Source organism: Janthinobacterium pasteuri (genome assembly GCF_051380775.1).
Lineage (GTDB): Bacteria > Pseudomonadota > Gammaproteobacteria > Burkholderiales > Burkholderiaceae_D > Janthinobacterium.
The window spans coordinates 494,606-517,532 of the sequence record NZ_JBNYXS010000001.1; the positions used below are offsets into that span (position 1 = coordinate 494,606).

Consider the following 22,927-nt stretch of genomic DNA (forward strand, 5'->3'; position numbering starts at 1 on the left):
GTCTCCTTGCTTTCGCTCAAGCGTACAGCGGGGCGAACAAATTCTTGCAAGTGCTGCTCAACTCGCCGCGCAAGACCATTTGCTTGGCCGCCTCGATGTCCGGCGCGAAGAAGCGGTCGGCGTCGAAGAACGGCACCTTCTGGCGCAGCTGGTGGTGTACATGTTCGAGGTGCGGTGAGGTTTTCAGGGGGCGGTGGAAATCGATGCCCTGCGCGGCGGCCAGCAGCTCGATGCCGACGATGACGGCCGTGTTGTGCGCCATGTCATCCAGGCGGCGCCCGGCAAACGTGGCCATGCTCACATGGTCTTCCTGGTTGGCGGACGTCGGCAGGCTGTCGACGCTGGCCGGATGCGCGAGCGACTTGTTTTCCGACGCCAGCGCGGCAGCCGTCACGTGGGCGATCATGAAGCCGGAATTGACGCCCGGGTCGCGCACGAGGAAGGGCGGCAAGCCAGACAGCGTGGCGTCGATCAGCAGCGCGATGCGGCGCTCGGCCAGCGCGCCGATTTCGGCAATCGCCAGCGCCAGGGTGTCGGCGGCAAAGGCCACGGGTTCGGCGTGGAAATTGCCACCCGAGACGATTTCCGCCTGGCCGTATTTTCCATCCTGGCCATCCTGGAAGATCAGCGGATTGTCCGTGACGGCATTGGCTTCGATCAGCAGGGTGCGGCCCACATTGCCGATCAAATCGAGGCAGGCGCCCATGACTTGCGGCTGGCAGCGCAGGCTGTAAGGGTCTTGCACGCGCTCGTCGCCTTCCCGGTGCGAAGCGCGGATTGCGCTGTGCGCCACCAGTTGGCGGTACATCTGCGCGGCCAGGATCTGTCCCGGCTGTCCGCGCACGGCATGCACGCGCGCATCGAACGGCGCATCGCTGCCCTTGGCCGCGTCGAGCGACAGCGCGCCCGTGACCATGGCCGCTTCCAGCAGACGCTCGGCCATGAACAAGCCATGCAGCGTCAGTGCGTTCGACACTTGCGTGCCGTTGATCAGCGCCAGGCCCTCTTTTGCCGCCAGCACGACGGGCGAGATGCCCGCCTGCGCCAGCGCCTCGGGGGCCGGCATCAATTCGCCGTTGACGCGCACGTCGCCCACGCCTAGCATGGCCAGGGTCATGTGCGACAACGGCGCCAGGTCGCCCGAAGCGCCCACGGAACCCTTGGCGGGAATGGCCGGCATGATGCCCGCGTTGTACAGGGCAATCAGGGTATCGACGATCAGCGGGCGCACGCCGGAATAGCCGCGCGCCAGGCTGCCGATTTTCATCAGCATGATCAGGCGCACGACGGCATCCGACAGCAGTTCGCCCGTGCCGACGGAATGCGACAGAATCAGGTTGCGCTGCAATTGCTCGAGCTTTTCATCGGGGATGCGCGTCTTGGCGAGCAGGCCGAAGCCCGTGTTGATGCCGTACGCCGCATCGCCCTTGGCAACGATGGCTTGCACGGCGGCGGCCGACGCTTCGATGACGGGATACGCCTCGGCGGCGAGAATCAGTTTCACGGGCGCGGCCCAGACGGCGCGCAGGTCGCCCAGGGTCATCGCGCCGGGTTTTAACGTCCAACTTTTGGCATGCTGTGTCATAGTCATTCGAATCAATATCTCAAGGAAGCATTGGAAGAATCAGGCCGTTGCGCTTGGCGCAGGCAGCCGCTGTTTCATAGCCGGCATCGGCATGGCGCATCACGCCCGAACCGCTGTCGTTGACCAGCACGCGCGCCAGGCGTTTCGCCGCGCTTGCCGTGCCGTCGGCCACGATGACCATGCCCGCATGCTGAGAATACCCCATTCCCACGCCGCCGCCATGGTGCAGCGAAACCCAGGTGGCGCCGCCGGCCGTGTTCAGCATGGCGTTCAGCAGCGGCCAGTCGGAAACGGCGTCCGTGCCATCCTTCATGCTTTCCGTCTCGCGGTTCGGGCTGGCGACGGAACCCGTATCGAGGTGGTCACGGCCGATGACGATGGGCGCCTTCAGCTCGCCCGTGCGCACCATCTCGTTGAAGGCCAGGCCGGCGATATGGCGCTCGCCCAGTCCCAGCCAGCAGATGCGCGCCGGCAGGCCCTGGAAGGCGATGCGCTCGCGCGCCATGTCCAGCCAGTGGTGTACCTGCTTGTGGTGCGGGAACAGCTGCTTGATCTTCGCATCCGTCTTATAGATATCTTCCGGGTCGCCCGACAAGGCCACCCAGCGGAACGGCCCCCGTCCTTCGCAGAACTGCGGACGGATGTAGGCTGGCACGAAGCCGGGAAAGTCGAAGGCGTTGTTCACGCCCTGGTCGAACGCCACCTGGCGGATGTTGTTGCCGTAATCGACGGTGTGCACGCCCATGGCGTGGAAATCGAGCATGGCTTGCACGTGGGCGGCGCAGGAATCGGCGGCCGCCACCGTCAGGCGCTCATGGCGCTGCGGATCTTGCTGCGCCGCCTTCCAGTCCGACACGCTCCAGCCACGCGGCAGATAGCCGTTGACGAGGTCATGCGCGGAGGTCTGGTCCGTCACCAGATCCGGCAGCATGCCGCCCGCTTTCGCGCGACGCACCAGTTCCGGCAGCACTTCGGCCGCGTTGCCCAGGAGGCCGATGGAAATGGCTTCCTTGCGTTCGGTATGGTATTTCACCAGTTCCAGGGCTTCGTCCAGGCTGGCCGCCTGCTTGTCCAGGTAGCGCGTGCGCAAACGGAAGTCGATGCTGCTTTGCTGGCATTCGATATTGAGCGATACGGCGCCCGCCATGGTGGCTGCCAGCGGCTGCGCGCCGCCCATGCCGCCCAGGCCCGCCGTCAGGATCCAGCGCCCGCCCCAGTCGCCGCCGAAATGCTGACGCCCCGCCTCGGCGAAGGTTTCATACGTGCCCTGCACGATGCCCTGCGTGCCAATATAAATCCAGCTACCGGCCGTCATCTGGCCGTACATGAACAGGCCTTGCCGATCGAGTTCGTTGAAGTGTTCCCAGTTCGCCCATTTCGGCACCAGGTTGGAATTCGCGATCAGCACGCGCGGCGCATCCGCGTGAGTCTGGAACACGCCCACCGGCTTGCCGGACTGGATCAGCAAGGTCTGGTCGTCTTCCAGCTCGCGCAGCGAGGCGAGTATCTGGTCGAAACAGGCCCAGTTACGGGCGGCACGGCCGATGCCGCCGTAGACCACCAGGTGCTGCGGATTTTCCGCCACTTCCGGGTCCAGGTTGTTTTGCAACATGCGGTAGGCCGCCTCGGCCTGCCAACTCTTGCAAGCCATGACCGTGCCGCGCGGGGCGCGGATGGTGCGGCTGGCATCAAAGCGTGGATCGGTGTCCATTGTGCTATTCATGCTGTCTCCTCGTAGGGTGCGAGCGGGCGTACTTGGCCCACTACCTGACCCGCTCTTGTACTCCCAGCATAGGTTGTCTATACAACCAAGTCAACAGATTTTTGCAAGCGTAAACCGTCTATTTTTTCTCGAACACGCGCTGGCCCGCTACCCACGTCTGCAGCACCTGCGTCTTGCCGATGGCGGTCGGCGCCACCTTGAACAGGTCCTGGTCGACGACGATGAAGTCCGCCCATTTGCCCGCTTCCAGGGTGCCGATGACCTTTTCCTGGTGCGCCGCCCAGGCCGCGTCGAGCGTGAAGCAGCGCAGCGCTTGCGTCACCGTCATCGCTTGCTGCGGATACCAGCCTCCAGCCGGGAATCCTTCGCTGTTTTGCCGCGTGACGGCCGCGTGGATGCCCTCGAACGGATTCGGCGACTCGATGGGAAAATCGGAACCGCAGGCGATGCGCGAACCCTGCTTGAGGAAGGTGCGCCACGCATACGCGCCTTTGATGCGCTCGTGCCCCACGCGCTGCTCCGCCATGTTCTGGTCGGACGTGGCATGCGTGGGCTGCATCGACGGCACGATGCCAAGAGTCTTGAAACGGGGGATGTCGCTCAATTGCACCACCTGCGCATGCTCCATGCGGTGGCGCAGGCCCGCGCTGCGGTACTGCGCGATCAAGGCTTCATAGCCGTCGAGGATTTGATGGTTGCCCGCGTCGCCGATGGCGTGCACGTTCACCTGGTAGCCTGCGCGCATGGCTTTTTCCATCTTCGCGCGCATGGCGGCGTCCGCGTAGAACAGCAGGCCGCGGGTAGACGGATCGTCGCTGTAGGGCGCCAGCAGGGCCGCGCCGCGGCTGCCCAGGGCGCCGTCGGACAGCAGTTTGACAGCGCGCAAGGCGTACATGTCGCGCGCGTAGCTATTCATGGGACCATTTTTTGACAGCGCGTCGAAATCTTCCGTCGTGTCGGCAATCATGCCGTAGACGCGCACCGTCAGCTTGCCGTGGTCCGCGTAATCGCGGAACAGCCGGTCCTGCATCTGGCCGATGCCCGCATCGTGCACGCTGGTCAGCCCCACTTGCGACAGCTGCGCCAGCGCGCCATCGAGGGCGGCGCGATTTTCCACGTCGCCCGGCTTGGGCAGCACGACATCTATCAAGTCCATGGCGTTATCGACTAGCACGCCGGTGGCATTGCCGTCCGCGTCGCGTTCGATCTTGCCGCCGGCCGGATCAGGCGTGGTGCGCGTGATGCCGGCCAGCGCCAGCGCGCGGCTGTTGGCCCAGCCCGCGTGGCCATCGACGCGGCGCAGCCACACGGGCCGCGCGCTTTCGACCGCATCGAGTTCTGCGGCAGTGGGAAAGCGCCCCAGCTTCCAGATTTCCTGGTTCCAGCCATTGCCGACGATCCAGCTGCGTTCCGGATGCGCACGCGCGAAGTCGCCCACGGCCTGCACGGCGGCCGGCAGCGAGGATGAACCGTACAGCATCACGCCGCTGGCGATCGTCCCCAGGCCGAACACGTGGCCATGCGCGTCGATCAGGCCCGGCAGCACGGTTTTTCCTTGCACGTCGACATGTTTGGCGCCCTTGGCCGCCTTGCGTTTCACCTGCGCGGCACTGCCGACGGCGAGCAGCTTGCCAGAGTCGTCAAACGCCAGCGCAGTAAAGCGCACCACCTTGCCGTTTGCGTCGAGCGTGTAGCCGTTGGCATTGTCGATGACGGTATCGGCGTGGGCGTGGCCCAGAGTGCCCAGGCAGGCGAGAACAAGCAGGGTGCGGCGCAATGGCGGGGTCGGCATTTCCATCTCCAGGTCTGTTAAGTCAATGAACGAAAAGACGAGTGTATAGAAATTGGCAAAATGGTCAAAGCGCGCACGCCTTGCGCCCAGTCAAACCCTTCCCGCCGCCACTGGCTTAGGCTGAGGTTTTAAGGCGGAGCCCCTATGGCCAGGCACCATGTCATCAGCACCTCCGCTTGCGACGTCTTCTTCAAGCTCGTGGCCCACCAGAAGAAAAGTCTGGGCGCGCGCTTCGACAGCATGATCGTCACCTTCAGCGCCGATGGCCAGCCCGTGCTGGGCGCCGCCCTGCGCGACGCGAAGAGCGGCTGTGAACTGCACCGCTTGGCCGGCCAGCCCGACGAATGCTGGTGCTGCGGCTACGACGAGCAACTGGAATTCGTCTCGCAAAACAAGGTGCCGCTGGCGCACGCCGACTACCGGCTCACCTTGAGCAATGGAGAAACGTGGACGGGGACGACGGATGCGAAGGGACGCACGGGACGCGTCGCCAGCAAGCGGGAAGCGCAAATCACCCAGGCCGAATTCCTGCCGCACGCGGATAAATCACCATGCTGCGCCGCCGCGCCAAAACATGCTGCGCCAGCCATCAAGGTCGTCCAGCTCGATGGCATCAAGACGACCGACAAGGATGTCGGTTCGTCCGTCAAACAGGTCAAAGTGAAAGACAAGGTTCGCCCGCTGACCAGGGGCGAAATCGACATGGCGTGGATGCTGTTCCAGGATGCGATCGACTACGGCAAGGTCAAGGTACATGGCGAGCCGTATCTATGGTTTAACTGGCAGCCAAAGAACGTGGCCATGACGCCGGATGGGGAGATGTATTTTCATGAGTCGGAGTATCGGGAGGATTTCTCAAAGGAGGATGATCATCGGAAGCATTGGTTCATCCACGAAATGGTTCATATTTGGCAGTATCAACTCAACTATCCAGTAAAGATACGTGGTGCCATTCGTCTCGGCCTGGACTATACATACGTTTTGCTAGCAAATCAAAAACTGGCCGATCACAATATGGAAGCTCAAGGAAATTTAATTGCAGACTACTTTGTGCTGAAATTTTTAGATTCTACTGAAGCAATGGTCCAACAGAAATATAAGAACTCTCAAAAAACTTTTGAAGAGGTACTCGGTGATTTCTTTAAAAATCGAAAAAGTCCAAAAAATCTTCCTGGTAACAATATCGACCATGAGCCTTTATTCGATATCCCCTGACGGATCCGCCTTTTCACGTATGGCATATGCCGTCGTCACTATTTCAAACGAAATGCCGTGCTTTTCCATTACAAAAAAGGAAGAGGCACGCAATGGCACACCAATGCTCGGGGCATTGATCGTTTCCGATCTATCCGTTCAACCCGTCAAGAAGGTATGGTCTTTCTCTGCACCTCCAGATTGGCCTATTCCAATCCATGCAGATTCGTGCATTCGTTATGGAGATTTGCCCCCTACTGCTACAGGAATCAAACCAAAAAGTCTTGTTCCAGGACATTTCTATAGCGTATTTCTGAATGGCCGCCCTAAAGATCCGTCCGATCCAACCTATGGTTACCAAGGAAAATTCTGCGTGAGAGCTACGGCGGATGGCGGCCAGCAAGTCATCCCCATCAACAGCGACATGCAGACCTGGATCGATGAAGTTTGTCCAGTAAACATCCAACCACAAAAGGGCCAATAATGTCCATCTACCATAAGACGCTATTGATACTCATCATGCTGATCAGCATGAGTGCTTCGGCCACCTCCCGCATGGCATATGCGGAAGTACAGCTAAAAAATGGCTTTCCCTGTTTCACCATTTCGCAAAAAGAAGAAGCACGCAACGGGCTTCCTCGGATTAGTGCGGTCGTACTGACAGATGTATCCGTCAAGCCTGCAGTCAAAGTATGGTCTTTTCTTTTACCGGGCGCAGCGACTATTCCTGTTCATGCCAAGTCCTGTCTTCTGTATGGAGTTGCACCAGCAACAGCAGAGGTCAAACCACCCAAAGCCCCGCCGCTGAAAACGGGGCGCATGTATGACGTCTTCCTGAACGGTGGGCCAGCCGATCCATCGGACCCTACTCGCGGTTACGTGGGAAAATTTTGCTTAATCACCGACATCTCCGGGGAGCGCAAGATTCTTCGTATCGACAGCGATAGCCAAGCCTGGATAGATGAAATCTGTCCCGTTCAGAAATAGGAAAAACATGATCTCCTTGCAGCAGAATGCCCTGTTCATACTGCTCATGTCCCTCGGCCTGCATGCCTGTGCAACATCGCGCATCGCCGATGCTGAAATCAGTTCAGTGAATGGCACGCCCTGCTTCACCATCTCGCAGAAGGAAGAAAGTCGCAACGGCCAGCCACTCCTAGGAGCACTCAGTATTTCAGACCTATCAGAAAAGCCCGTCGTTGGTATGTGGAATTTTTATATGACTGGTGGAAAAAAAGTACCGCTTTCGTCAAAAAGCTGCCTTCGGTATGGTGACCTTACCCAAGGAGCGAACGGCATGCCTGCCCCTGAACTGCAAACAGGACGGGTCTACAGCATTTTCCTCAATGGAAGACCAAATGATCCTTCCGACCCCACCTATGGCTACATGGGAAAATTTTGCATAGTAGCCACGGCCACTGGTGAACGAAAAATCATCGCCATTGGCAGCGACACGCCAGCGTGGAAACAGGATAGTTGCCCGGAGCATTCGCTCATCAGATAGTGCAAGGATAGCCATGCCATATCGTCACACACTGTTATTCCTGCTTGCCGCCTTGACGAACGTCAATGCCTCTGCATGGTCGCGCATGGGCACAGCCGCCGTCATGACTGAGGCTGGCCTTCCCTGCTTCAAGATTGCCAGCGAAGAGGAACGCTCAAGGGGGCCAGTCAGCCTGAAGATGCTGACGATCAGCACACCTGGACCGAATGGCTGGAAAGACGTATGGACGGTCATGTTTCCCAATGCCTCGTTTGGCGATCCCAACTATCGCCTGCCAAACAAGGGATGCGTGCGCTACGGCAAGGCGCCCGAGGGGGCCGAGAGCAGCGATGCCGCGCCGCTGGTGGAGGGAAAAGTGTATGGAGTATCCTTCCTCGGACGGCCACCATCCGCGTCCGATCCCACTTCGCGCTACTCCGCAGACTTCTGTCTGCTCACGGCAGCCTCCGGAGGCTTCCAGGTGATTCAACTGAAAAATAGCAAAAACACTTGCGCGCCCGAGGAAAAACCAAGATAGCGCGTGCCATTGCATCCGTCACGTACAGACCACGCCTCGCGTTCAAGGCTTGGGCGGAACCGCCTCAATCGATTCCTCCCCCCGCTGCGCCGGCGCCCTGAACCATTCACCGGGCGGCACCACCTGCGACTCTTTCGGGTCATCAATGTAATGCGGCGAAGTGATCTGCACGTCGAATTCGTTGAAGACGTCGATGATGTTCTGGTGCAAGCGGTTCAGCACTTCGGCGCGCTGGCGGGGGACTTCGGCGCTGGCGTAGGCGACGAGGCGGTATTGCACGTAGTAATCTTGCAGGGCCAGCTGCATCACGTACGGTTTCGGCATGGTCGACAGTTCCGGCGTGCGCGACGCGGCCAGTTCCAGCATGGCGTGTACTTGCCGCCATGGCGTGGCGTAGCCGATGGTGACGGTGGAATCGAGCACGAAGCCGCCGCCGGGCTGGGCGCGCGAGTAATTCTTCGTCGTTTGCGACATCACCCAGGCGTTCGGCAGGGCCACCTCTTCCCCCAGGCCCGTGCGCAAGCGCGTCTCGAACATGCCCACGTCGACCACCGTGCCTTCGCTATCGCCCACGCGCACATATTCGCCCTTGCGCAGGGCCCGCGTGTACATCAGGATCAGGCCGCTGGCGCCCTGGCCCACGATGCTCGACGCGCCGATCGACACCATCAAGCCCACCAGCACGGACAGGCCCTGGAAGGCGGCCGTGTGCGAGCCGGGCAGATACGGATAAGCCATGGCCAGCGCGAACAGCCAGATCACCACGCTGGCGATGCGGCGCGTCGGCAGGGCCGTGTCCTTGTCGAGCCAGCCGATTTGCAGTTCGCCGCTTTCCACGCGCTTGAACAGCGAGGCGGCGGTGGCGGCGATCAGGCGCGCGATGGCGAAGATCACGCACACCAGCACCAGCCCCGGCAAGGCACCGATGATGGCGTGGAAGACGTCGGCCGCCACGTCAAACAAATAGCCGTTCAGGCTTTCGCCCCAGGAACGCGTGTAGGGCAAGCGGCTCAGCACGAAGGCGGCCCACAGATAGGTGGCCATCAGGCGCAAGCCCCACAGCACTGCGCTCAGCAGTTGATAGGCGAAGGCGATGTAATGCTCGGCATCGAGCACGCGCACATTCTTCAGGCGCACGTCGCGCAGGCGCGAGGCCAGCAGGATGCCGCTGCGGCGCTTGGCCCAATGGTAAAAGCGTGTCAGGCCCAGCCATACCAGCCAGAACACGAGGGTGGCGGCAGCGCACACGGCGGCGGCGATCGCCAGGTAGCGCCAGCTGCTCTGCTCGCGATAGTCAAACATGGCCTTGCGCAATTCCCCGGCCGCCGTTTTCGCCATGCTTTCCGTCGTATCGCCGGCGAGCTGGTTGACGTCGCCGGGCACGACGACGAACAGCTGCACGCCATCAAGCAACACTTGCGTGCCCTCGGGAATCATGCGCGTGCTTGCCTGCAGGGGACCGTTTTTCGCCAGCACGCTTTCCAGGCGCCGCTGCGCACCGATGGCGCGGTCATCGGGCGGATAGCCGGCCAGCGATGCCCGAAAAACAAACACCTTGCGGTTGGCAAACATCAGCGGCGCCGTCCTGGCCGCCGCAGCCTGTGACGGCGTCACGACGGATGCGGCTTCCGCAACGAGCGCGGACACGCCATCGTCCGCATGGGCTGCGGGCAACAGGAAAATGGTCAACAGGCACAGCAGGCGGAGCAACACGGACATGGCAGAAATGAAAGAGTGACAAGTAGAGTCATCATGCCATGTAATCCTGGAAATTCAAGCGCCGCAGCTACCGTTCAGCTCGCATCGTGAAAAATGATGCCAAGGGTGTGGCGCAAGCCCGAACGCAGGCGCGACACGCCGTGGCGCATGTTGACGCGGTAACTGCCGCGCATGCCATTCACGGGGCGCTGCGCGACGGGAAAGATGACAGCGTCGCCCTGCGCCAACGGCACGACCTCCAGGCGCGACTGCATGCGCGGGCGCTGTTCCGTCAGCACGAACTCGCCGCCCGTGAAATCGTCTTGCGGGCGCGACAGCAGCACGGCCAGTTGCAACGGAAACACGTGCTCGCCATACAGGTCCTGATGCAGGCAGTTGTAATCGCCCTCGCGGTAGCGCAGCAGCAGGGGCGTGGGCCGCGTCTGCCCCGCCGCATGGCAGCGTGCCAGGAAGTCCCCGTGCGCCACAGGAAAGCGGCTATCGAAGCCCATGCTGGCGTGCCAGCGGTTGGCAATCGCCGCCAGCGGCCCGTACAACTGGTCGCGCAAGGTGGCCACCACATCCGGCAGCGGATACGCCCAATACTGGTACTCGCCCTGGCCAAAGCCGTGGCGCTGCATCACCACCCTGCTGCGAAAGCGCGAGGCGTCGTCATACTGCGCCGCCAACGCCGCGCAGGCATCCGCACTCAGCAAGCCCGGCACGACGGCACAGCCATGCGCATTCAGCTCATCCTCGATCTGCCGCCAGTCCAGCGCCCTCACCGTTCGCCCTCGCGCTCGAGCAACGCCTGCTTGCGTTCCACGCCCCAGCGGTAGCCGGACAGTGCGCCATCGTTGCGCACCACGCGGTGGCAGGGGATGGCGACGGCCAGCGCGTTCGCCGCGCAGGCACCCGCCACGGCGCGCGCGCCTTTCGGCGCACCGATGCGCCGCGCCAGTTCGGCATAACTGACGGTGCTGCCGGCGGGGATCTCGCGCAAGGCTTGCCACACGCGCTGCTGGAACACGGTACCGCGCACGTCGAGCGGCAAGTCCAGGCCGATAGCGGGTGCCTCGACCAGGCCGACGACTTGCGCCACCGTCTGTTCGTATTCGGCTTCCGCGCCGCGCAGTTCGGCTTGCGGAAAACGGTCCTGCAAGTCGCGCAGCAGCACTTCCGGGTCGTCATCGATCAAAATGGCGCAAATGCCCTTGTCCGTGCTGGCCACCAGGATGGCGCCCAGCGAACAGGCGCCGATAGCGAAGCGGATCACGGCGCCGCTGCCGCCAGCGCGAAACGCGCCCGGCGTCATGCCCAGCAAGCCAGGCGTGGCGGCATACAGGCGGCCACTGGAATTGAAACCGGCCGCGTACAGGGTCTCGGTGACATTTGCCGCGCCCTGCAAACCGGCCTTCAGGCGCTCGCCGCGCCGCGCCGCCGCATAGGCTTTCGGCGTGATGCCCGTATGCGCCTTGAAGACGCGGTGAAAGTGAAAGCGGCTCATGCCGGCGGCCCTGGCAAGACTGTCCAGCTCTGGCATCTCGTCGCTGGCATCGATCAAACGGCAGATGTCGGCCACGATGGCCGCCTGGCGCTGGGCCAGCGGCGGCAAGTTGGGCTCGCAGCGCAGGCAGGGACGAAATCCGGCCGCCTCCGCCTGCTCGCAACTGGCGTGGAAGGCCACGTTGCGGCGCAAGGCGGGACGCGCGGCGCAGGAAGGGCGGCAATACACGCCCGTCGTGCGCACCGAGTAATAAAAGACGCCGTCGGCGTCGGGCGCGCGCCGCTGCAAGGCATCCCAGCGTTCATCGTCAGTCAGGTAAGCGTGTTCCATGGCGAACTCCGTGCAGATCAATAGTAAGCAGCCAGCATAGCCAGCGCCAATGCGCGCCACACTCCGGCGCTTGCTTTTGAATTCAACAAAAAGCCTGGCTGCAGGCATCGTGCTCGGTGCTAAAATCGGCCATCGCGCCTCCAGCCGGCGGCGCGCCCTGCCCGTGCCCCCGGAGAAACCGCATTGGACGATCATACTACCCAGGAAAATACGCCCATTTTTCAGCGCATCAAGGATTTTCTGCTGGCTGGCATCGCTGCCGGACGCTGGAAGGAAGGCGACGTGATTCCCTCCGAGCAAGCATTGGTAAAACAATTCGGCGTCTCGCGCATGACGGTCAACCGCGCCGTGCGCGAACTGACCAGCGAGCAGGTGCTGACGCGGCGCCAGGGTTCCGGCACCTATGTGGCGCAGCAAAAATACCAGGCGACCTTGTTGGAAATCAAGAGTATCGCCGATGAAGTGCGCGCGCGCGGGCATATCCACCGCAGCAGCTTGCAATTACTCGAACGCACCAAGGCGTCCGATTTGCTGGCCAAGCAATTCGGCTTGCCGCCGGAGTATCCGCTGTTTCATTCGCTGATCGTGCATTTTGAAAACGGCGTGCCGATCCAGGTGGAAGACCGCTGGGTCAATCCCGATTGCGCGCCCGACTACATGACGCAGGATTTTTCCAGCATCACGCCGAATGAATACCTGATGGCCGCCGCGCCCTTGCAAGGCGCCACCTACAGCATTGAAGCGCTGTCGGCACCGCGCGACATCGCCGAAATGCTGGCCATCGACACGAAACAGGCGTGTCTGGTGCTGCGCCGCCAGACGCGCTCGGGCGGCAAGATCGCCTCGATCGCCACCATGTGGCATCCCGGTCACCGCTATCAGTTCGCCGGCAGCTTTACCTGAGAACACCTGATAAAACCTACTACGCGTCGGTTTTATCAGGCGTCTTCCGAGCGGGTGCTTCAGTAGCACGATTTTGCGCTAAATTTCTCTCAGATTCTCACCAAATCGCGAAAAAAACAGCCATTCCGGGGCAAAAAAAATCGCGTTTTGGCTGTTTCAGAACTTAAATACTCCGACTAAATATTCGATGCTATAGTTGCCGCCAGAAAGCGCCAGAGGCGTTTATTTGAACGCCTCTCATGCACTGCCAGCCCAGTCCAATCACGCCCCAGAAAGGGATGCATTTGTCGTATTGCAGCCACACGAGTTTCAGCGCACCACGCCGACGGCGCCCTGCGCTGCGCCGGCTCGCTCGTACGATGCTGGCGGCAGGCATGGCACTCTCCCTGCCGGTGCAGGCGGCGGCACACGGCATGGCGCCGACACTGCTGTGGCCGTACGCTGCCGCCAGCGCCACCGTCCTGGCGGGACTGGCTTGCTGGCAAGCCTGGCGGCTGCGGCAACAGTTGCGCCGTCTGCTACTGCCCGCGCATGCCCTGGCCGAACAGGATGCAGGGCAAGCCTTGCGCGGCGCGGCCCTGACTGGCTGGACCTGGCGGCGCCAGTCCGACCGCTTGCAGTTCGCGCCCCTGTACCAGGATGTGCTGGGCGACAAGAATGCCAGGCTCGACCATACACTGGCCGACTGGCTGGCCGAAGTGCACCGGGACGACCGCGCGCGCCTGAGCCTTACCTTTCAACAACATCTGGATGGCCAGGCGAACGGCACCTTCAATTGCGAATTCCGTTTGCGCCACAGCGACGGCCACTGGCGCTGGCTGCTGGCGCGCGGCGCCGTGCTGGCACGCGCCTCGAATGGCACCGCCACGCAGGCCAGCGGCATCGTCTGCGATATCAGCGAACGCAAGCAAGACGAGCAATCGCGCATGCGTTCGATGCTGGAGGCGGCGCCCGAAGCCATGCTGGTGGCCGATGTCGAGGGCAAGGTGCACTACGCGAATCAGATCGGCGCGCGCTGCTTCGGCTATCCGCTGGCCGAATTGACGGGTATGTCGCTGGAGCAACTGGTGCCGGAAAGCACGGCCAGCCACTGCGTGAGCGACCCGCAGGCGCGGCACAGCCTGCCGGGCCGGGTGATGATGGCGCGCCGCCGCGACGGTACGCACTTCCCCGCCAAGGTCAGCCTGTCGCCGCTGCGCATGGCCGGGCAAGTGTTTTCCATCGTCTCGCTGCGCGACATGACGCAGCGCCAGCGCGCCGAGGAAGCCTTGCACGCCAGTTCGGAGCGCTACCGCCTGATCGTGCAGACGGCCGCCGAAGGCATCTGGATGACGGATGCGGACGGCAAAACCACGTTCGTCAACCCGAAGATGGCGCACATGCTGGGCTACACGGTGCAGGAAATGCTGAACCGTCCCATGCTCGACTTCATGGACCGCGACAGCCAGTTGCTGATGCAGCGCCGCCTGGCCAGCCACGGCAGCATCGCCAGCCAGCCGGACCAGGTTGACTTCCGTTTCTTCCGCAAGGACTTGTCCAGCCTGTGGGGCTTGCTGTCGAGCACCAGTATTCAATCGGACAACGGCGAGCCGGGTGGCACGCTGGCGATGATTACCGACATCACGGAACGGCGCCAGGCGTCGATCGCGCTGTCGAATTCCAGCCAGCGCATGGCCTCCGTCTTCGGCGCCGTCACCAACGGCCTGGTGGTGCAGGACAGCCATGGGCATATCCTGGAAAGCAACGCGGCCGCCGAGCGCATGCTGGCGGCCAGTCCGGCCGGCAACAGTTTGTGGCAAGCCATCCGCGAAGACGGTTCTGCCTTCGACCAGCGCAGCCATCCCGTGCACATCACCCTGTCGACGGGTGTCGCCATGCGCGACGTGCTGATGGGCGTGCAGCAGCCCGACGGCAGCCTGTCGTGGCTGTCCGTAAATACCGAGGCCATCCGCGATGAATACGGCAAGGTGGGCATGGTGGTGGCCAGCCTGACGGACATCACGTATCACAAGCGCAGCGAGAGCGCCTTGCGCGAACTCAATGAACATCTGGAAGAGCGCGTGGCGCAGCGCACGGAGCAACTGGACCAGGCCAAGCAAGTGGCCGAAGAAGCCAGCCTGGCGAAGGGCCAATTCCTGGCCAATATGAGCCATGAAATCCGCACGCCGATGAATGGCGTGATCGGCATGGCGTACCTGGCGCTGAAAACGGACCTGGAACCGCGCCAGCGCGACTACCTGGAAAAAATCCGCTTCGCCGGAGAACACTTGCTGGGCATCATCGACGATATCCTCGACATCTCGAAAATCGAGGCAGGCAAGCTGGAAATCGAGCGCGTCAACTTCAGTTTCGACCACGTGGTGCAAACCCTGATGACGGTGGTGGCGCCGCGCGCCGCCGGCAAGAACCTGGAACTGCTGTTCGAGATCGACCCGCAATTGCCAGCCGTGCTGGTGGGCGATCCGCTGCGCCTGGGGCAAGTGCTGATCAACTACGCCAATAACGCCATCAAGTTCAGCGAACAGGGCAGCATTACCGTGAAAGTGCGCAAGGTGGTGGCGGATGCCAAGCACTGCCTGGTGCGCTTTGAAGTGTGCGACCACGGTATCGGCCTGTCGCAGGATGAAATGAGTAAACTGTTCCAGTCCTTCCAGCAAGCCGACACTTCCACCACGCGCGAATATGGCGGCACGGGCCTGGGCCTGGCCATCTGCAAGCAGCTGGCACAGCTGATGGGCGGCGACGTGGGCGTCGACAGCCGTCCCGGCGCCGGCAGCACATTCTGGTTCACGGCCAACCTGGGCATTTCCGACCAGCCGGCGCCGGCCATGCTCGACAGCATGGTGCAGACGGCAGCAGCCATGCGCGCCACCGCCGACGCGGCCCTGGTGATGCGCACGCTCAAGCATGCACGCATCCTGTTGGTGGAAGACAATACCTTCAACCAGCAAGTGGCGCTGGAATTGCTGGAAGAAGCGGGCGCCTCCGTCTGCCTGGCCAACAATGGCGAAGAGGCGCTCGACCTGCTGCGCCAGACGCAGTTCGACTGCGTGCTGATGGACGTGCAGATGCCGCTGATGGATGGCTTGCAAGCGACGCGCCACATCCGCGCCGACCCGCAACTGGCGCATCTGCGCGTCCTGGCCATGACGGCCACGGCCACCAGCGAAGACCGCGTGCGCTGCCTGGAGGCGGGCATGGACGATTTCATTTCCAAGCCCATCCAGCCGGCCATGATGTACCAGACCATCGCCAGTTGGCTGCCGGCGCGCGAGACACCGCCGCCACCGACGCGCGGCCGCGCCGCCCCCGCCTTCAAGACCACGCTGGCGGGCGACCCGCAGGTGATCGACCTGTCCATCCTGGCCAAGTTACTGGGATACAACCCGGAAAAGGTGCGCAAATTTGCCTTCAAGTTCCTGCAGACCACGCAGGATGGCTTTGGCGACATCGATGCGGCCCTGGCGCGCGGCGATGTGCACCAGGTGCGCGAACTGGGGCACCGCATCAAGTCGTCCGCGCGCACCGTGGGGGCCCTGGGGCTGGCCGAGCTGTGCCACAACCTGGAAACCCTGACGCCGGGCGAACCGGCCGACGAGGCGGAGCGGGCACAGCGCATCGTGGCGCGCCTGTGGCCCCTGCTGGAACAGATTACCGAACAAATCATGAATAACACCAGCTTTGCCAATGACGATTAGCTACCGCCAGTACGTTACGGCAAGGTATCGGCATCGACAACCATGCAGCATATCAACAGAAAGACAGAACGATGACTACTGTATCAAACCAAGCAAGCCCGGAACACAACGAAGCAGGCCTGGCGCCGTTGCGCGTGCTGCTGCTGGACGACGACGTCTTCATGCTCGACGTGCTCAGCGACATGCTCGAGCAAATGGGCCCGTTCGACATCCGCTGCGAGTCGCACAGCGAACAGGCGCTGGCGACCCTGAAGCAGCACCAGCCCGATCTGCTGATCTGCGACCTGTCCATGCCCGACATCGACGGCATCGAATTCCTGCGCATGGCGGCTGACAATGGCTTCCGCGGGGGCGTAGTGTTGCTGTCCGGCCTGCATTCGGCCGTGCGCCTGGCAGCCGAACGCCTGGCCGTGGCCAATGGCCTGCATATATTAGGCACCTTCCGCAAGCCGATGGAAAGCGCGGAATTGCAGCTCATGGTGAACTTGCAACTGCAGCACACGGCCCGCCAAGCCAGCGTACAGGCTTGAGCGCAGGGGATGGCCGGGAGGCAGGACACGGCGCTGCAGGCCAGCAGGCATGCGGCTTTGCCGCCCTGCCGGCACGCGCGGCGGCGATATGCCTCAAGTTTTTCTGCAATAATCGCCACGCTTTGAAAAAATGGGTTATTATTTCAGCCATCCCCGCCTGCATACCTCTGGTCGCACCTTCCAAGAATATTGAATTTGTGCCCATTGCCCCCATCTGCTAGCTGCATTCCAGGAAGCATGGATGGCGAACCAGCGTATGGTTAATCCCAGGCATTATTGATCCCACCCTCATTTGAGGAAAATATGAGCGAAAATATCAAACACATTAGCGATGCATCTTTTGAAGCAGACGTCCTGAAATCCGAGTTGCCAGTGCTGGTCGACTTCTGGGCAGAATGGTGCGGTCCCTGCAAGGCTATCGCCCCGATCCTGGAAGAAGTGGCCAAGGAATACGACGGCCGCATCGTGATCGCCAAGATGGACGTGGACGCCAACCAGGCAGTGCCTGCCAAGTTCGGCATCCGCGGCATCCCGACCCTGATCCTGTTCAAGGATGGTGTTGCAGCTGCTCAAAAAGTGGGCGCCATGGCCAAAGGCCAGTTGACTGCTTTCGTCGACAGCAACATTTAATGTATGATAGGCAGCGCTGCGCCCGCAGCGCCGCCTGACTGGAACGACCGGGAAGCAGCTTTGCCATCATTCGTGCACAGCTTTCCCCAATAATTAATCAACGCCACGCAGTCCCCTCCCCTACCTTTACATCCCGTCTCGGGACACTCAACACATATGCATTTATCCGAACTAAAGGCCCTACACGTATCCGCCCTGCTTGAGATGGCGATCGGTCTTGACATTGACAACGCAGCCCGCTTGCGCAAACAGGAGCTGATGTTCGCTATCCTGAAAAAACGCGCCAAGTCCGGCGAACAGATTTTTGGCGACGGCGCCCTGGAAGTGCTGCCAGACGGCTTCGGCTTCCTGCGCTCGCCTGACGCCAGCTACATGGCGTCCACCGACGACATTTACATCTCCCCTTCGCAAATCCGCCGCTTCAATCTGCACACCGGCGATTCGATCGAGGGCGAGGTACGGACCCCGAAAGATGGCGAACGCTATTTCGCATTGGTCAAAGTCGACAAGGTCAACGGCGAATCGCCGGAGATGTCGAAACACCGCATCCTGTTTGAAAACCTGACGCCGCTGCACCCGAACGAGCCGCTGCGCCTGGAACGTGAAATGAATGGCCAGGAAAACATCACCGGCCGCATCATCGACCTGATCGCCCCGATCGGCAAAGGCCAGCGCGGCTTGCTGGTGGCATCGCCGAAATCCGGCAAATCCGTGATCCTGCAGCACATCGCGCATGCGATCACGGCAAATCATCCGGACATCACACTGATCGTGCTGCTGATCGACGAACGTCCGGAAGAAGTTACCGAAATGCAACGTTCGGTACGCGGCGAAGTCGTCGCCTCGACCTTCGACGAGCCGGCCACGCGCCACGTGCAAGTGGCCGAGATGGTGCTGGAAAAAGCCAAGCGCCTGGTCGAAATGAAAAAAGACGTGGTGATCCTGCTCGACTCGATCACCCGCCTGGCGCGCGCCTACAACACCGTCATCCCTGCCTCGGGCAAGGTATTGACCGGTGGTGTCGACGCGAACGCGCTGCAACGTCCAAAACGCTTCTTCGGCGCCGCGCGCAATATCGAAGAAGGCGGCTCGCTGACCATCATCGCCACGGCGCTGATCGAAACGGGTTCGCGCATGGATGACGTGATCTTTGAAGAATTCAAGGGTACCGGCAACATGGAAGTGCATCTGGAACGCCGTCTGGCCGAGAAACGCGTCTATCCGGCAATTAACCTGAACAAATCGGGTACCCGCCGCGAAGAACTGCTGATCAAGCCGAACGAGCTGCAAAAAATCTGGATCCTGCGCAAGTTGCTGTACTCGATGGACGAGATCGAGGCGATGGAGTTCATTCTGGACAAGATGAAAGCCACGAAGAACAACGCAGAGTTTTTCGATATGATGAGACGCGGCGGCTGATTTTAGGGGTCAGACCCGTCGGGTCTGACCCCAGCCCTCCGTTGATCATCCCGCGAAAGCCGCTCATTGAGCGGCTTTTTTATTGCCGCCGGCGCGAAAGCGCTATATAATCGACGGTTGCATTATTTTAAACCCTGGCAAGTGATCGGCAATCGGGTCAAGAAGCTGGACGACCGACGAAGTGCTGTTTGGCTACCAAACTAGAGAGAAGACCATGAAAGTCGATACCCATCCAGAATACCGCGAAGTTGTTTTCCACGATCTGTCGTGCGATTTCAAATTCGTTACCCGCTCGACCATCCAAACCCGCGAAAAAATCACCCACGACGGTAAAGAATACCCACTGGTGAAGATCGAGGTTTCGGCTGAATCGCACCCATTCTTCACGGGCAAGCACAAAATCGTCGATACCGCTGGTCGCGTCGAGAAGTTCCGTCAGAAGTTCGGTACCGTTGGTTCGAAAACCGCAGTCGCAGCAGGCTGATTTTTGCCGCTCTGCGGCAAAAAAAGGCAGCTTCGGCTACCAAAGAAAAGGCAGCTACGGCTGCCTTTTTTGTCTTTGGCCGCTTTACTTTATACTCGCGCATACCCGACGCCATTCGTCGCGTCTTGCCATTTTTTCTGATACCGACTATCGATGAAGCCAGTCCGCCTTCCCGCCGCTGCCACACTCGCGCTGCCACGATGGGCCTTGTTTGCACTTGGCCTGCTGTACATCCTGCCTGGCCTGATCGGCCGCGAACCGTGGAAGAACGATGACGCCGCCAGTTTCGGTCTCATGTGGACCATGGCGCATGGCAGTCTGAACGACTGGCTGTGGCCCAACGTGGCCGGCTTGTCCTGGCCAGAGGAAGGCCCGCTGGCCTTCTGGCTGGGCGCCATTTCCATCAAACTGTTCGGCTGGATCGACGGCGACGTCTTCGGCGCACGCATGTCGACCATCGGCATCTTCGCCGTCAGCACCCTTTCCGTCTGGTACACCGCGTTCAACCTGGGGCGCCGCAACGATGCCCAGCCGCTGCGCCTGGCCTTCGGCGGACAGCCCGAACCCGACGATTTCGGCCGCACCCTGGCCGATGCTGCCGTACTCATCTACCTGGGCTGCCTGGGCTTGCTGCAGCACAGCCACGACATCACGGCCGAAGCGCTGTATGTGTCGCTGATGGCCTACCTGCTGTACCGCGCCGTGCGCTATGTAGAAGGCCCGTCCGTGCGCAATGCCGCCCTGCTGGGCCTGGCGCTGGGCGGCTTGACCCTCACGCGCGGCTGGATCACGCCGGCGGCGCTGAGCATCGCCTTGCTGCTGTGCACCATCTTCCTGCGCCTGCCGCTGCTGCGCAGCATGCGCCACCTGGCGCTGGCCATCTTGCTCGGCGCCGCGCTGACCCTGGTCTGGTTGCTGCCTGGCGAATGGCTGCAGCCATACGGCCATTCGCCGCTGCAGGCATGGATGGAATGGAATTTCCGCCAGTTCAGCGCCCCGAGCCTGAAAAGCCTGCAATATTTCTTCCGCGTCGGCATCTGGTTCTTCTGGCCCGCGTGGCCGTTCGCCGCCTGGGCCGTGTATGCCTGGCGCCGCCAGCATCACGTTCTGCACATCGTCGTGCCGCTGACCTTTGTCGCGATGCTGGCCATTTTGGGCCTGTGCCACCCCGATCCCGAACCGAGTCAGTTGCTGCCCCTGCTGCCACCGCTGGCCGTGATGGCCGCGTTCGGCCTGCTGACCATGAAACGGGGTGCCATCAACGCCATCGACTGGTTCTCCGTAATGGTGCTAACCGTCTGCGCCCTCGTACTGTGGCTGTTCTGGTTCGCCATCCTGACGGGCTGGCCGCCGCGCCTGGCCCACAATGCATTGAAACTCGTGCCTGGATTCAAGCCCGAGCTGGAACTGGTGGCCTTCTTCGTGGCCGCTGGCGTCACGGCCGGCTGGATCGCCCTCGTGCACTGGCGCATCTCGCGTCAGCCTGCCGTGCTGTGGCGCGCCGTGGTGCTGTCGTCCGGCGGCCTGATCCTGATCTGGGTGCTGATCATGACCCTGTTCCTGCCGCCGCTGAACTACAGCAAGAGCTACGCCAGCGTGGCGCACCAGATTTCCGTTCACCTGCCGCCTGGCAGCAAGTGCATCAACAGCAACGTCGGCGCCGCCCAGCGCGCCTCGTTCGCCTACTACGGCCACCTGCCGTTTGCCAGTGTAGAACAGCAGCAATGCGATGTGTTCTTATTGCAAGACAGCATCAAGGTTCCCGACAGCAAGGAGCAGCTACCGGAGCACCACGGCGCGGACTGGATCAAGCTGTGGGAAGGGCGCCGCCCCACCGATGACGTGGAACGTTTCCGCCTGTACCAGCGCGTCAGGTAATCCACGAAAAACCGGGCATGTCCCGGTTTTTTTCTTGCTCGTAAAGCAAGCTTTGCAAACGGAAAAAATGTTGCCTTAAAATATAGTTAATTGGCCAAATTGAACTAGAATTGTTTTTTATATTATAATGCCGGCTCGCGCGACGGCGGTGTCTTGCTTTTCCGCCCTATTCGCCCCCGACTTACTATGAGATTGCCCATGAAAATATTTGCCTCACGCACCTTGCCGCTCATCAGCGCCGCCCTGTTCGCCTTCTCCTTCAGTGCCTCGGCCCAAGCGACCGTGATTGACCTCGGCGTCGCCAACGGCTACTCGGCCTTCATCTTCGGCAACATCGGCAGCAGCGGTGCCAGCGGCTTCACCAGCGTCGGTGGCAGCATTGCCGCTGGCGGCAATATCTACCTGGACAACTACAACGTTGGCACGAATAAAAAGCCAGGCAGCGCGACCAATGCGATCGTTGCTGGCGGCGACCTGAACACGGGCTGGGGCACCATCGGTGGTTCCTCCGTGTATGGCGTCAGCAACCCCAACGCCACGCTCACAGCGCCAAAATGGTTCCCAAGCGACAACATCAGCAAGGGCAATGCCTCCACCCTGGACTTTGCAGCGGCCCAGCAACAGCTGACGACCCTGTCGGGTGACGTGGCAAAGCTGCAATCGAACGGCACCGTGATTTCGCAATCGGGCGGCTTCAAGCTGGTGGGCGACGTCAACGCCGACGTGAACGTCTTCACCATCGCTGCCAACAACTTGCACAACCTGACCCTGGACGTATCGTCGCTGAAAAGCACGGCCAGCATCATCATCAACGGCACGGCCGCCGACATCACCATGAGTGGCGGCTTCGACAATTTCGGCAGCTTCGCCGACCGCACGCTGTTCAACTTCGCCAATGCCACCACCACTAGCCTGACCAATGCAGGCGTGAACGGCAGCATCCTGGCGCCGAACAGCGCGTTTTCCGGTTCGGGCAGCCTGAACGGCACCCTGATCGCCAATTCGGTCAGCTCGATCAATTCTGGTTACGTCTCGATGAACGGCGCCGGCTTCAACACGGTGAACGTCTCGGCCGTGCCGGAACCAGGCACCTACGCCATGCTGCTGGCAGGCCTGGGCTTGCTGGCGTTCATGCGCCGCCGCACGCCAGCGTGCGCACCGCAAGCCGCGGTGGCCTGAGCTTCACGCTGAATCCATGCAAAACACCGGGCCGCGCGAGCGTCCCGGTGTTTTTTTAGGCTCTGTCCCCGATAAGTAGGGGAATTCCGAGAATTTTCCTGGGGCCCTGCTGTCTGACGGTACATAGTAGACAAACGGGAGTCTTCCATGCAGCAAGCCCAGTGGAAAACCTTCATCGCCCAGTTCACCGCACTGAGCCAGCGTCAACGCCTGGCGAGCATCGCCCTGCTGCGCGGGGTAGCGCCGCAGGACGCCGCCGTGGCACTCGTCGAAAGCGTGGCCCGGCAGCGCTTGCACTGTCCTGCCTGCAACAGCAGCCATGCTCACCGGCATGGCCACGCGCACGGACTGCAGCG

At 61.5% G+C, this 22,927-nt stretch carries 19 protein-coding genes and 1 pseudogene; 14 read left to right on the forward strand and 6 right to left on the reverse strand.

What is annotated here, in order from left to right; translation table 11 throughout:
• Positions 1 to 16: 16 nt before the first annotated feature.
• From hutH to ACQ4WN_RS02250, 3 genes are all read right to left on the reverse strand, one after another.
• A complete protein-coding gene (gene hutH / locus ACQ4WN_RS02240; protein ID WP_436550064.1) occupies positions 17 to 1,585 on the reverse strand; it encodes a histidine ammonia-lyase in 1,569 nt (522 codons plus the stop codon).
• Positions 1,586 to 1,604: 19 nt separating this feature from the next.
• Positions 1,605 to 3,308 carry a urocanate hydratase gene (gene hutU / locus ACQ4WN_RS02245; protein ID WP_436550065.1) on the reverse strand — a complete coding sequence of 568 codons (1,704 nt, stop codon included), beginning with the start codon at positions 3,306 to 3,308 and terminating at the stop codon, positions 1,605 to 1,607.
• A 118-nt stretch (positions 3,309 to 3,426) separates the two neighbouring features.
• On the reverse strand, positions 3,427 to 5,100 hold the full coding sequence (locus ACQ4WN_RS02250) for an amidohydrolase (RefSeq protein ID WP_436550066.1): 1,674 nt from the start codon (positions 5,098 to 5,100) through the stop codon (positions 3,427 to 3,429).
• Between the two features lie 144 nt (positions 5,101 to 5,244).
• Here ACQ4WN_RS02250 and ACQ4WN_RS02255 point away from each other — a divergent pair, with 144 nt between their 5' ends.
• The 5 genes from ACQ4WN_RS02255 to ACQ4WN_RS02275 are packed head-to-tail and all read left to right on the forward strand — an operon-like array spanning position 5,245 to position 8,315.
• On the forward strand, positions 5,245 to 6,315 hold the full coding sequence (locus ACQ4WN_RS02255) for a hypothetical protein (protein WP_436550067.1): 1,071 nt from the start codon (positions 5,245 to 5,247) through the stop codon (positions 6,313 to 6,315).
• Positions 6,290 to 6,778 carry a hypothetical protein gene (locus ACQ4WN_RS02260; protein ID WP_436550068.1) on the forward strand — a complete coding sequence of 163 codons (489 nt, stop codon included), beginning with the start codon at positions 6,290 to 6,292 and terminating at the stop codon, positions 6,776 to 6,778. Before ACQ4WN_RS02255 ends, ACQ4WN_RS02260 begins: the two co-directional genes overlap by 26 nt.
• 35 nt (positions 6,779 to 6,813) lie before the next feature.
• Positions 6,814 to 7,281 (forward strand): hypothetical protein, encoded by a 468-nt coding sequence (locus ACQ4WN_RS02265; protein WP_436550069.1) that lies wholly within the window; start codon positions 6,814 to 6,816, stop codon positions 7,279 to 7,281.
• A 7-nt stretch (positions 7,282 to 7,288) separates the two neighbouring features.
• Positions 7,289 to 7,798, forward strand: coding sequence for a hypothetical protein (locus ACQ4WN_RS02270; protein ID WP_436550070.1), 510 nt, complete (start codon positions 7,289 to 7,291; stop codon positions 7,796 to 7,798).
• Between the two features lie 13 nt (positions 7,799 to 7,811).
• A complete protein-coding gene (locus ACQ4WN_RS02275; protein WP_436550071.1) occupies positions 7,812 to 8,315 on the forward strand; it encodes a hypothetical protein in 504 nt (167 codons plus the stop codon).
• A gap of 42 nt (positions 8,316 to 8,357) precedes the next feature.
• Here ACQ4WN_RS02275 and ACQ4WN_RS02280 read toward each other — a convergent pair whose 3' ends face one another.
• The 3 genes from ACQ4WN_RS02280 to ada all read right to left on the reverse strand — a co-directional run bounded on the left by ACQ4WN_RS02280 (position 8,358) and on the right by ada (position 11,850).
• Positions 8,358 to 10,034 carry a mechanosensitive ion channel family protein gene (locus tag ACQ4WN_RS02280; protein ID WP_436550072.1) on the reverse strand — a complete coding sequence of 559 codons (1,677 nt, stop codon included), beginning with the start codon at positions 10,032 to 10,034 and terminating at the stop codon, positions 8,358 to 8,360.
• A 74-nt stretch (positions 10,035 to 10,108) separates the two neighbouring features.
• On the reverse strand, positions 10,109 to 10,798 hold the full coding sequence (locus ACQ4WN_RS02285) for a 2OG-Fe(II) oxygenase (protein ID WP_436550073.1): 690 nt from the start codon (positions 10,796 to 10,798) through the stop codon (positions 10,109 to 10,111).
• On the reverse strand, positions 10,795 to 11,850 hold the full coding sequence (gene ada / locus ACQ4WN_RS02290) for a bifunctional DNA-binding transcriptional regulator/O6-methylguanine-DNA methyltransferase Ada (protein WP_436550074.1): 1,056 nt from the start codon (positions 11,848 to 11,850) through the stop codon (positions 10,795 to 10,797). The genes ACQ4WN_RS02285 and ada overlap by 4 nt, the downstream gene beginning before the upstream one ends.
• A gap of 183 nt (positions 11,851 to 12,033) precedes the next feature.
• On the opposite strand from ada, the gene hutC reads away from it, so the two are divergent.
• The 9 genes and pseudogenes from hutC to ACQ4WN_RS02335 form a co-directional block, all read left to right on the forward strand.
• Complete coding sequence (hutC, locus tag ACQ4WN_RS02295) at positions 12,034 to 12,753, forward strand: histidine utilization transcriptional repressor HutC (RefSeq protein ID WP_436550075.1); 720 nt, start codon at positions 12,034 to 12,036, stop codon at positions 12,751 to 12,753.
• 374 nt (positions 12,754 to 13,127) lie between these two features.
• Complete coding sequence (locus ACQ4WN_RS02300; RefSeq protein WP_436550076.1) at positions 13,128 to 16,451, forward strand: PAS domain S-box protein; 3,324 nt, start codon at positions 13,128 to 13,130, stop codon at positions 16,449 to 16,451.
• A 71-nt stretch (positions 16,452 to 16,522) separates the two neighbouring features.
• Positions 16,523 to 16,981: a response regulator gene (locus ACQ4WN_RS02305; protein WP_436550077.1), complete on the forward strand. Its 459-nt coding sequence runs from the start codon at positions 16,523 to 16,525 to the stop codon at positions 16,979 to 16,981.
• A gap of 303 nt (positions 16,982 to 17,284) precedes the next feature.
• Positions 17,285 to 17,611, forward strand: a complete 327-nt coding sequence (gene trxA / locus ACQ4WN_RS02310; RefSeq protein ID WP_436550078.1) for a thioredoxin TrxA — start codon at positions 17,285 to 17,287, stop codon at positions 17,609 to 17,611.
• Positions 17,612 to 17,767: 156 nt separating this feature from the next.
• Positions 17,768 to 19,030 (forward strand): transcription termination factor Rho, encoded by a 1,263-nt coding sequence (gene rho, locus ACQ4WN_RS02315; RefSeq protein ID WP_034746249.1) that lies wholly within the window; start codon positions 17,768 to 17,770, stop codon positions 19,028 to 19,030.
• A 214-nt stretch (positions 19,031 to 19,244) separates the two neighbouring features.
• Positions 19,245 to 19,514, forward strand: a complete 270-nt coding sequence (locus ACQ4WN_RS02320; RefSeq protein WP_010401544.1) for a type B 50S ribosomal protein L31 — start codon at positions 19,245 to 19,247, stop codon at positions 19,512 to 19,514.
• A gap of 153 nt (positions 19,515 to 19,667) precedes the next feature.
• Entirely contained in the window at positions 19,668 to 21,392 is a 1,725-nt protein-coding gene (locus tag ACQ4WN_RS02325) for an ArnT family glycosyltransferase (RefSeq protein WP_436550079.1), read from the forward strand.
• 198 nt (positions 21,393 to 21,590) lie between these two features.
• A complete protein-coding gene (locus ACQ4WN_RS02330; RefSeq protein ID WP_436550080.1) occupies positions 21,591 to 22,571 on the forward strand; it encodes a choice-of-anchor A family protein in 981 nt (326 codons plus the stop codon).
• Between the two features lie 147 nt (positions 22,572 to 22,718).
• Positions 22,719 to 22,927: pseudogene (locus ACQ4WN_RS02335) on the forward strand (IS1595 family transposase); the annotation flags it as partial.

What these genes read in the sequence shown, in the direction of transcription:
- ACQ4WN_RS02300 (WP_436550076.1), top strand. Translation starts at nt 13,128, where the DNA reads ATGGCACTCTCCCTGCCGGTGCAGGCGGCGGCACACGGCATGGCGCCG.
- rho (WP_034746249.1), top strand. Translation starts at nt 17,768, where the DNA reads ATGCATTTATCCGAACTAAAGGCCCTACACGTATCCGCCCTGCTTGAG.
- ACQ4WN_RS02320 (WP_010401544.1), top strand. Translation starts at nt 19,245, where the DNA reads ATGAAAGTCGATACCCATCCAGAATACCGCGAAGTTGTTTTCCACGAT.
- ada (WP_436550074.1), bottom strand. Translation starts at nt 11,850, where the DNA reads ATGGAACACGCTTACCTGACTGACGATGAACGCTGGGATGCCTTGCAG.
- ACQ4WN_RS02330 (WP_436550080.1), top strand. Translation starts at nt 21,591, where the DNA reads ATGAAAATATTTGCCTCACGCACCTTGCCGCTCATCAGCGCCGCCCTG.
- ACQ4WN_RS02250 (WP_436550066.1), bottom strand. Translation starts at nt 5,100, where the DNA reads ATGCCGACCCCGCCATTGCGCCGCACCCTGCTTGTTCTCGCCTGCCTG.
- ACQ4WN_RS02270 (WP_436550070.1), top strand. Translation starts at nt 7,289, where the DNA reads ATGATCTCCTTGCAGCAGAATGCCCTGTTCATACTGCTCATGTCCCTC.
- ACQ4WN_RS02325 (WP_436550079.1), top strand. Translation starts at nt 19,668, where the DNA reads ATGAAGCCAGTCCGCCTTCCCGCCGCTGCCACACTCGCGCTGCCACGA.
- ACQ4WN_RS02260 (WP_436550068.1), top strand. Translation starts at nt 6,290, where the DNA reads ATGAGCCTTTATTCGATATCCCCTGACGGATCCGCCTTTTCACGTATG.
- hutH (WP_436550064.1), bottom strand. Translation starts at nt 1,585, where the DNA reads ATGACACAGCATGCCAAAAGTTGGACGTTAAAACCCGGCGCGATGACC.
- trxA (WP_436550078.1), top strand. Translation starts at nt 17,285, where the DNA reads ATGAGCGAAAATATCAAACACATTAGCGATGCATCTTTTGAAGCAGAC.
- ACQ4WN_RS02255 (WP_436550067.1), top strand. Translation starts at nt 5,245, where the DNA reads ATGGCCAGGCACCATGTCATCAGCACCTCCGCTTGCGACGTCTTCTTC.
- ACQ4WN_RS02280 (WP_436550072.1), bottom strand. Translation starts at nt 10,034, where the DNA reads ATGTCCGTGTTGCTCCGCCTGCTGTGCCTGTTGACCATTTTCCTGTTG.
- ACQ4WN_RS02305 (WP_436550077.1), top strand. Translation starts at nt 16,523, where the DNA reads ATGACTACTGTATCAAACCAAGCAAGCCCGGAACACAACGAAGCAGGC.
- ACQ4WN_RS02275 (WP_436550071.1), top strand. Translation starts at nt 7,812, where the DNA reads ATGCCATATCGTCACACACTGTTATTCCTGCTTGCCGCCTTGACGAAC.
- ACQ4WN_RS02265 (WP_436550069.1), top strand. Translation starts at nt 6,814, where the DNA reads ATGCTGATCAGCATGAGTGCTTCGGCCACCTCCCGCATGGCATATGCG.
- hutU (WP_436550065.1), bottom strand. Translation starts at nt 3,308, where the DNA reads ATGAATAGCACAATGGACACCGATCCACGCTTTGATGCCAGCCGCACC.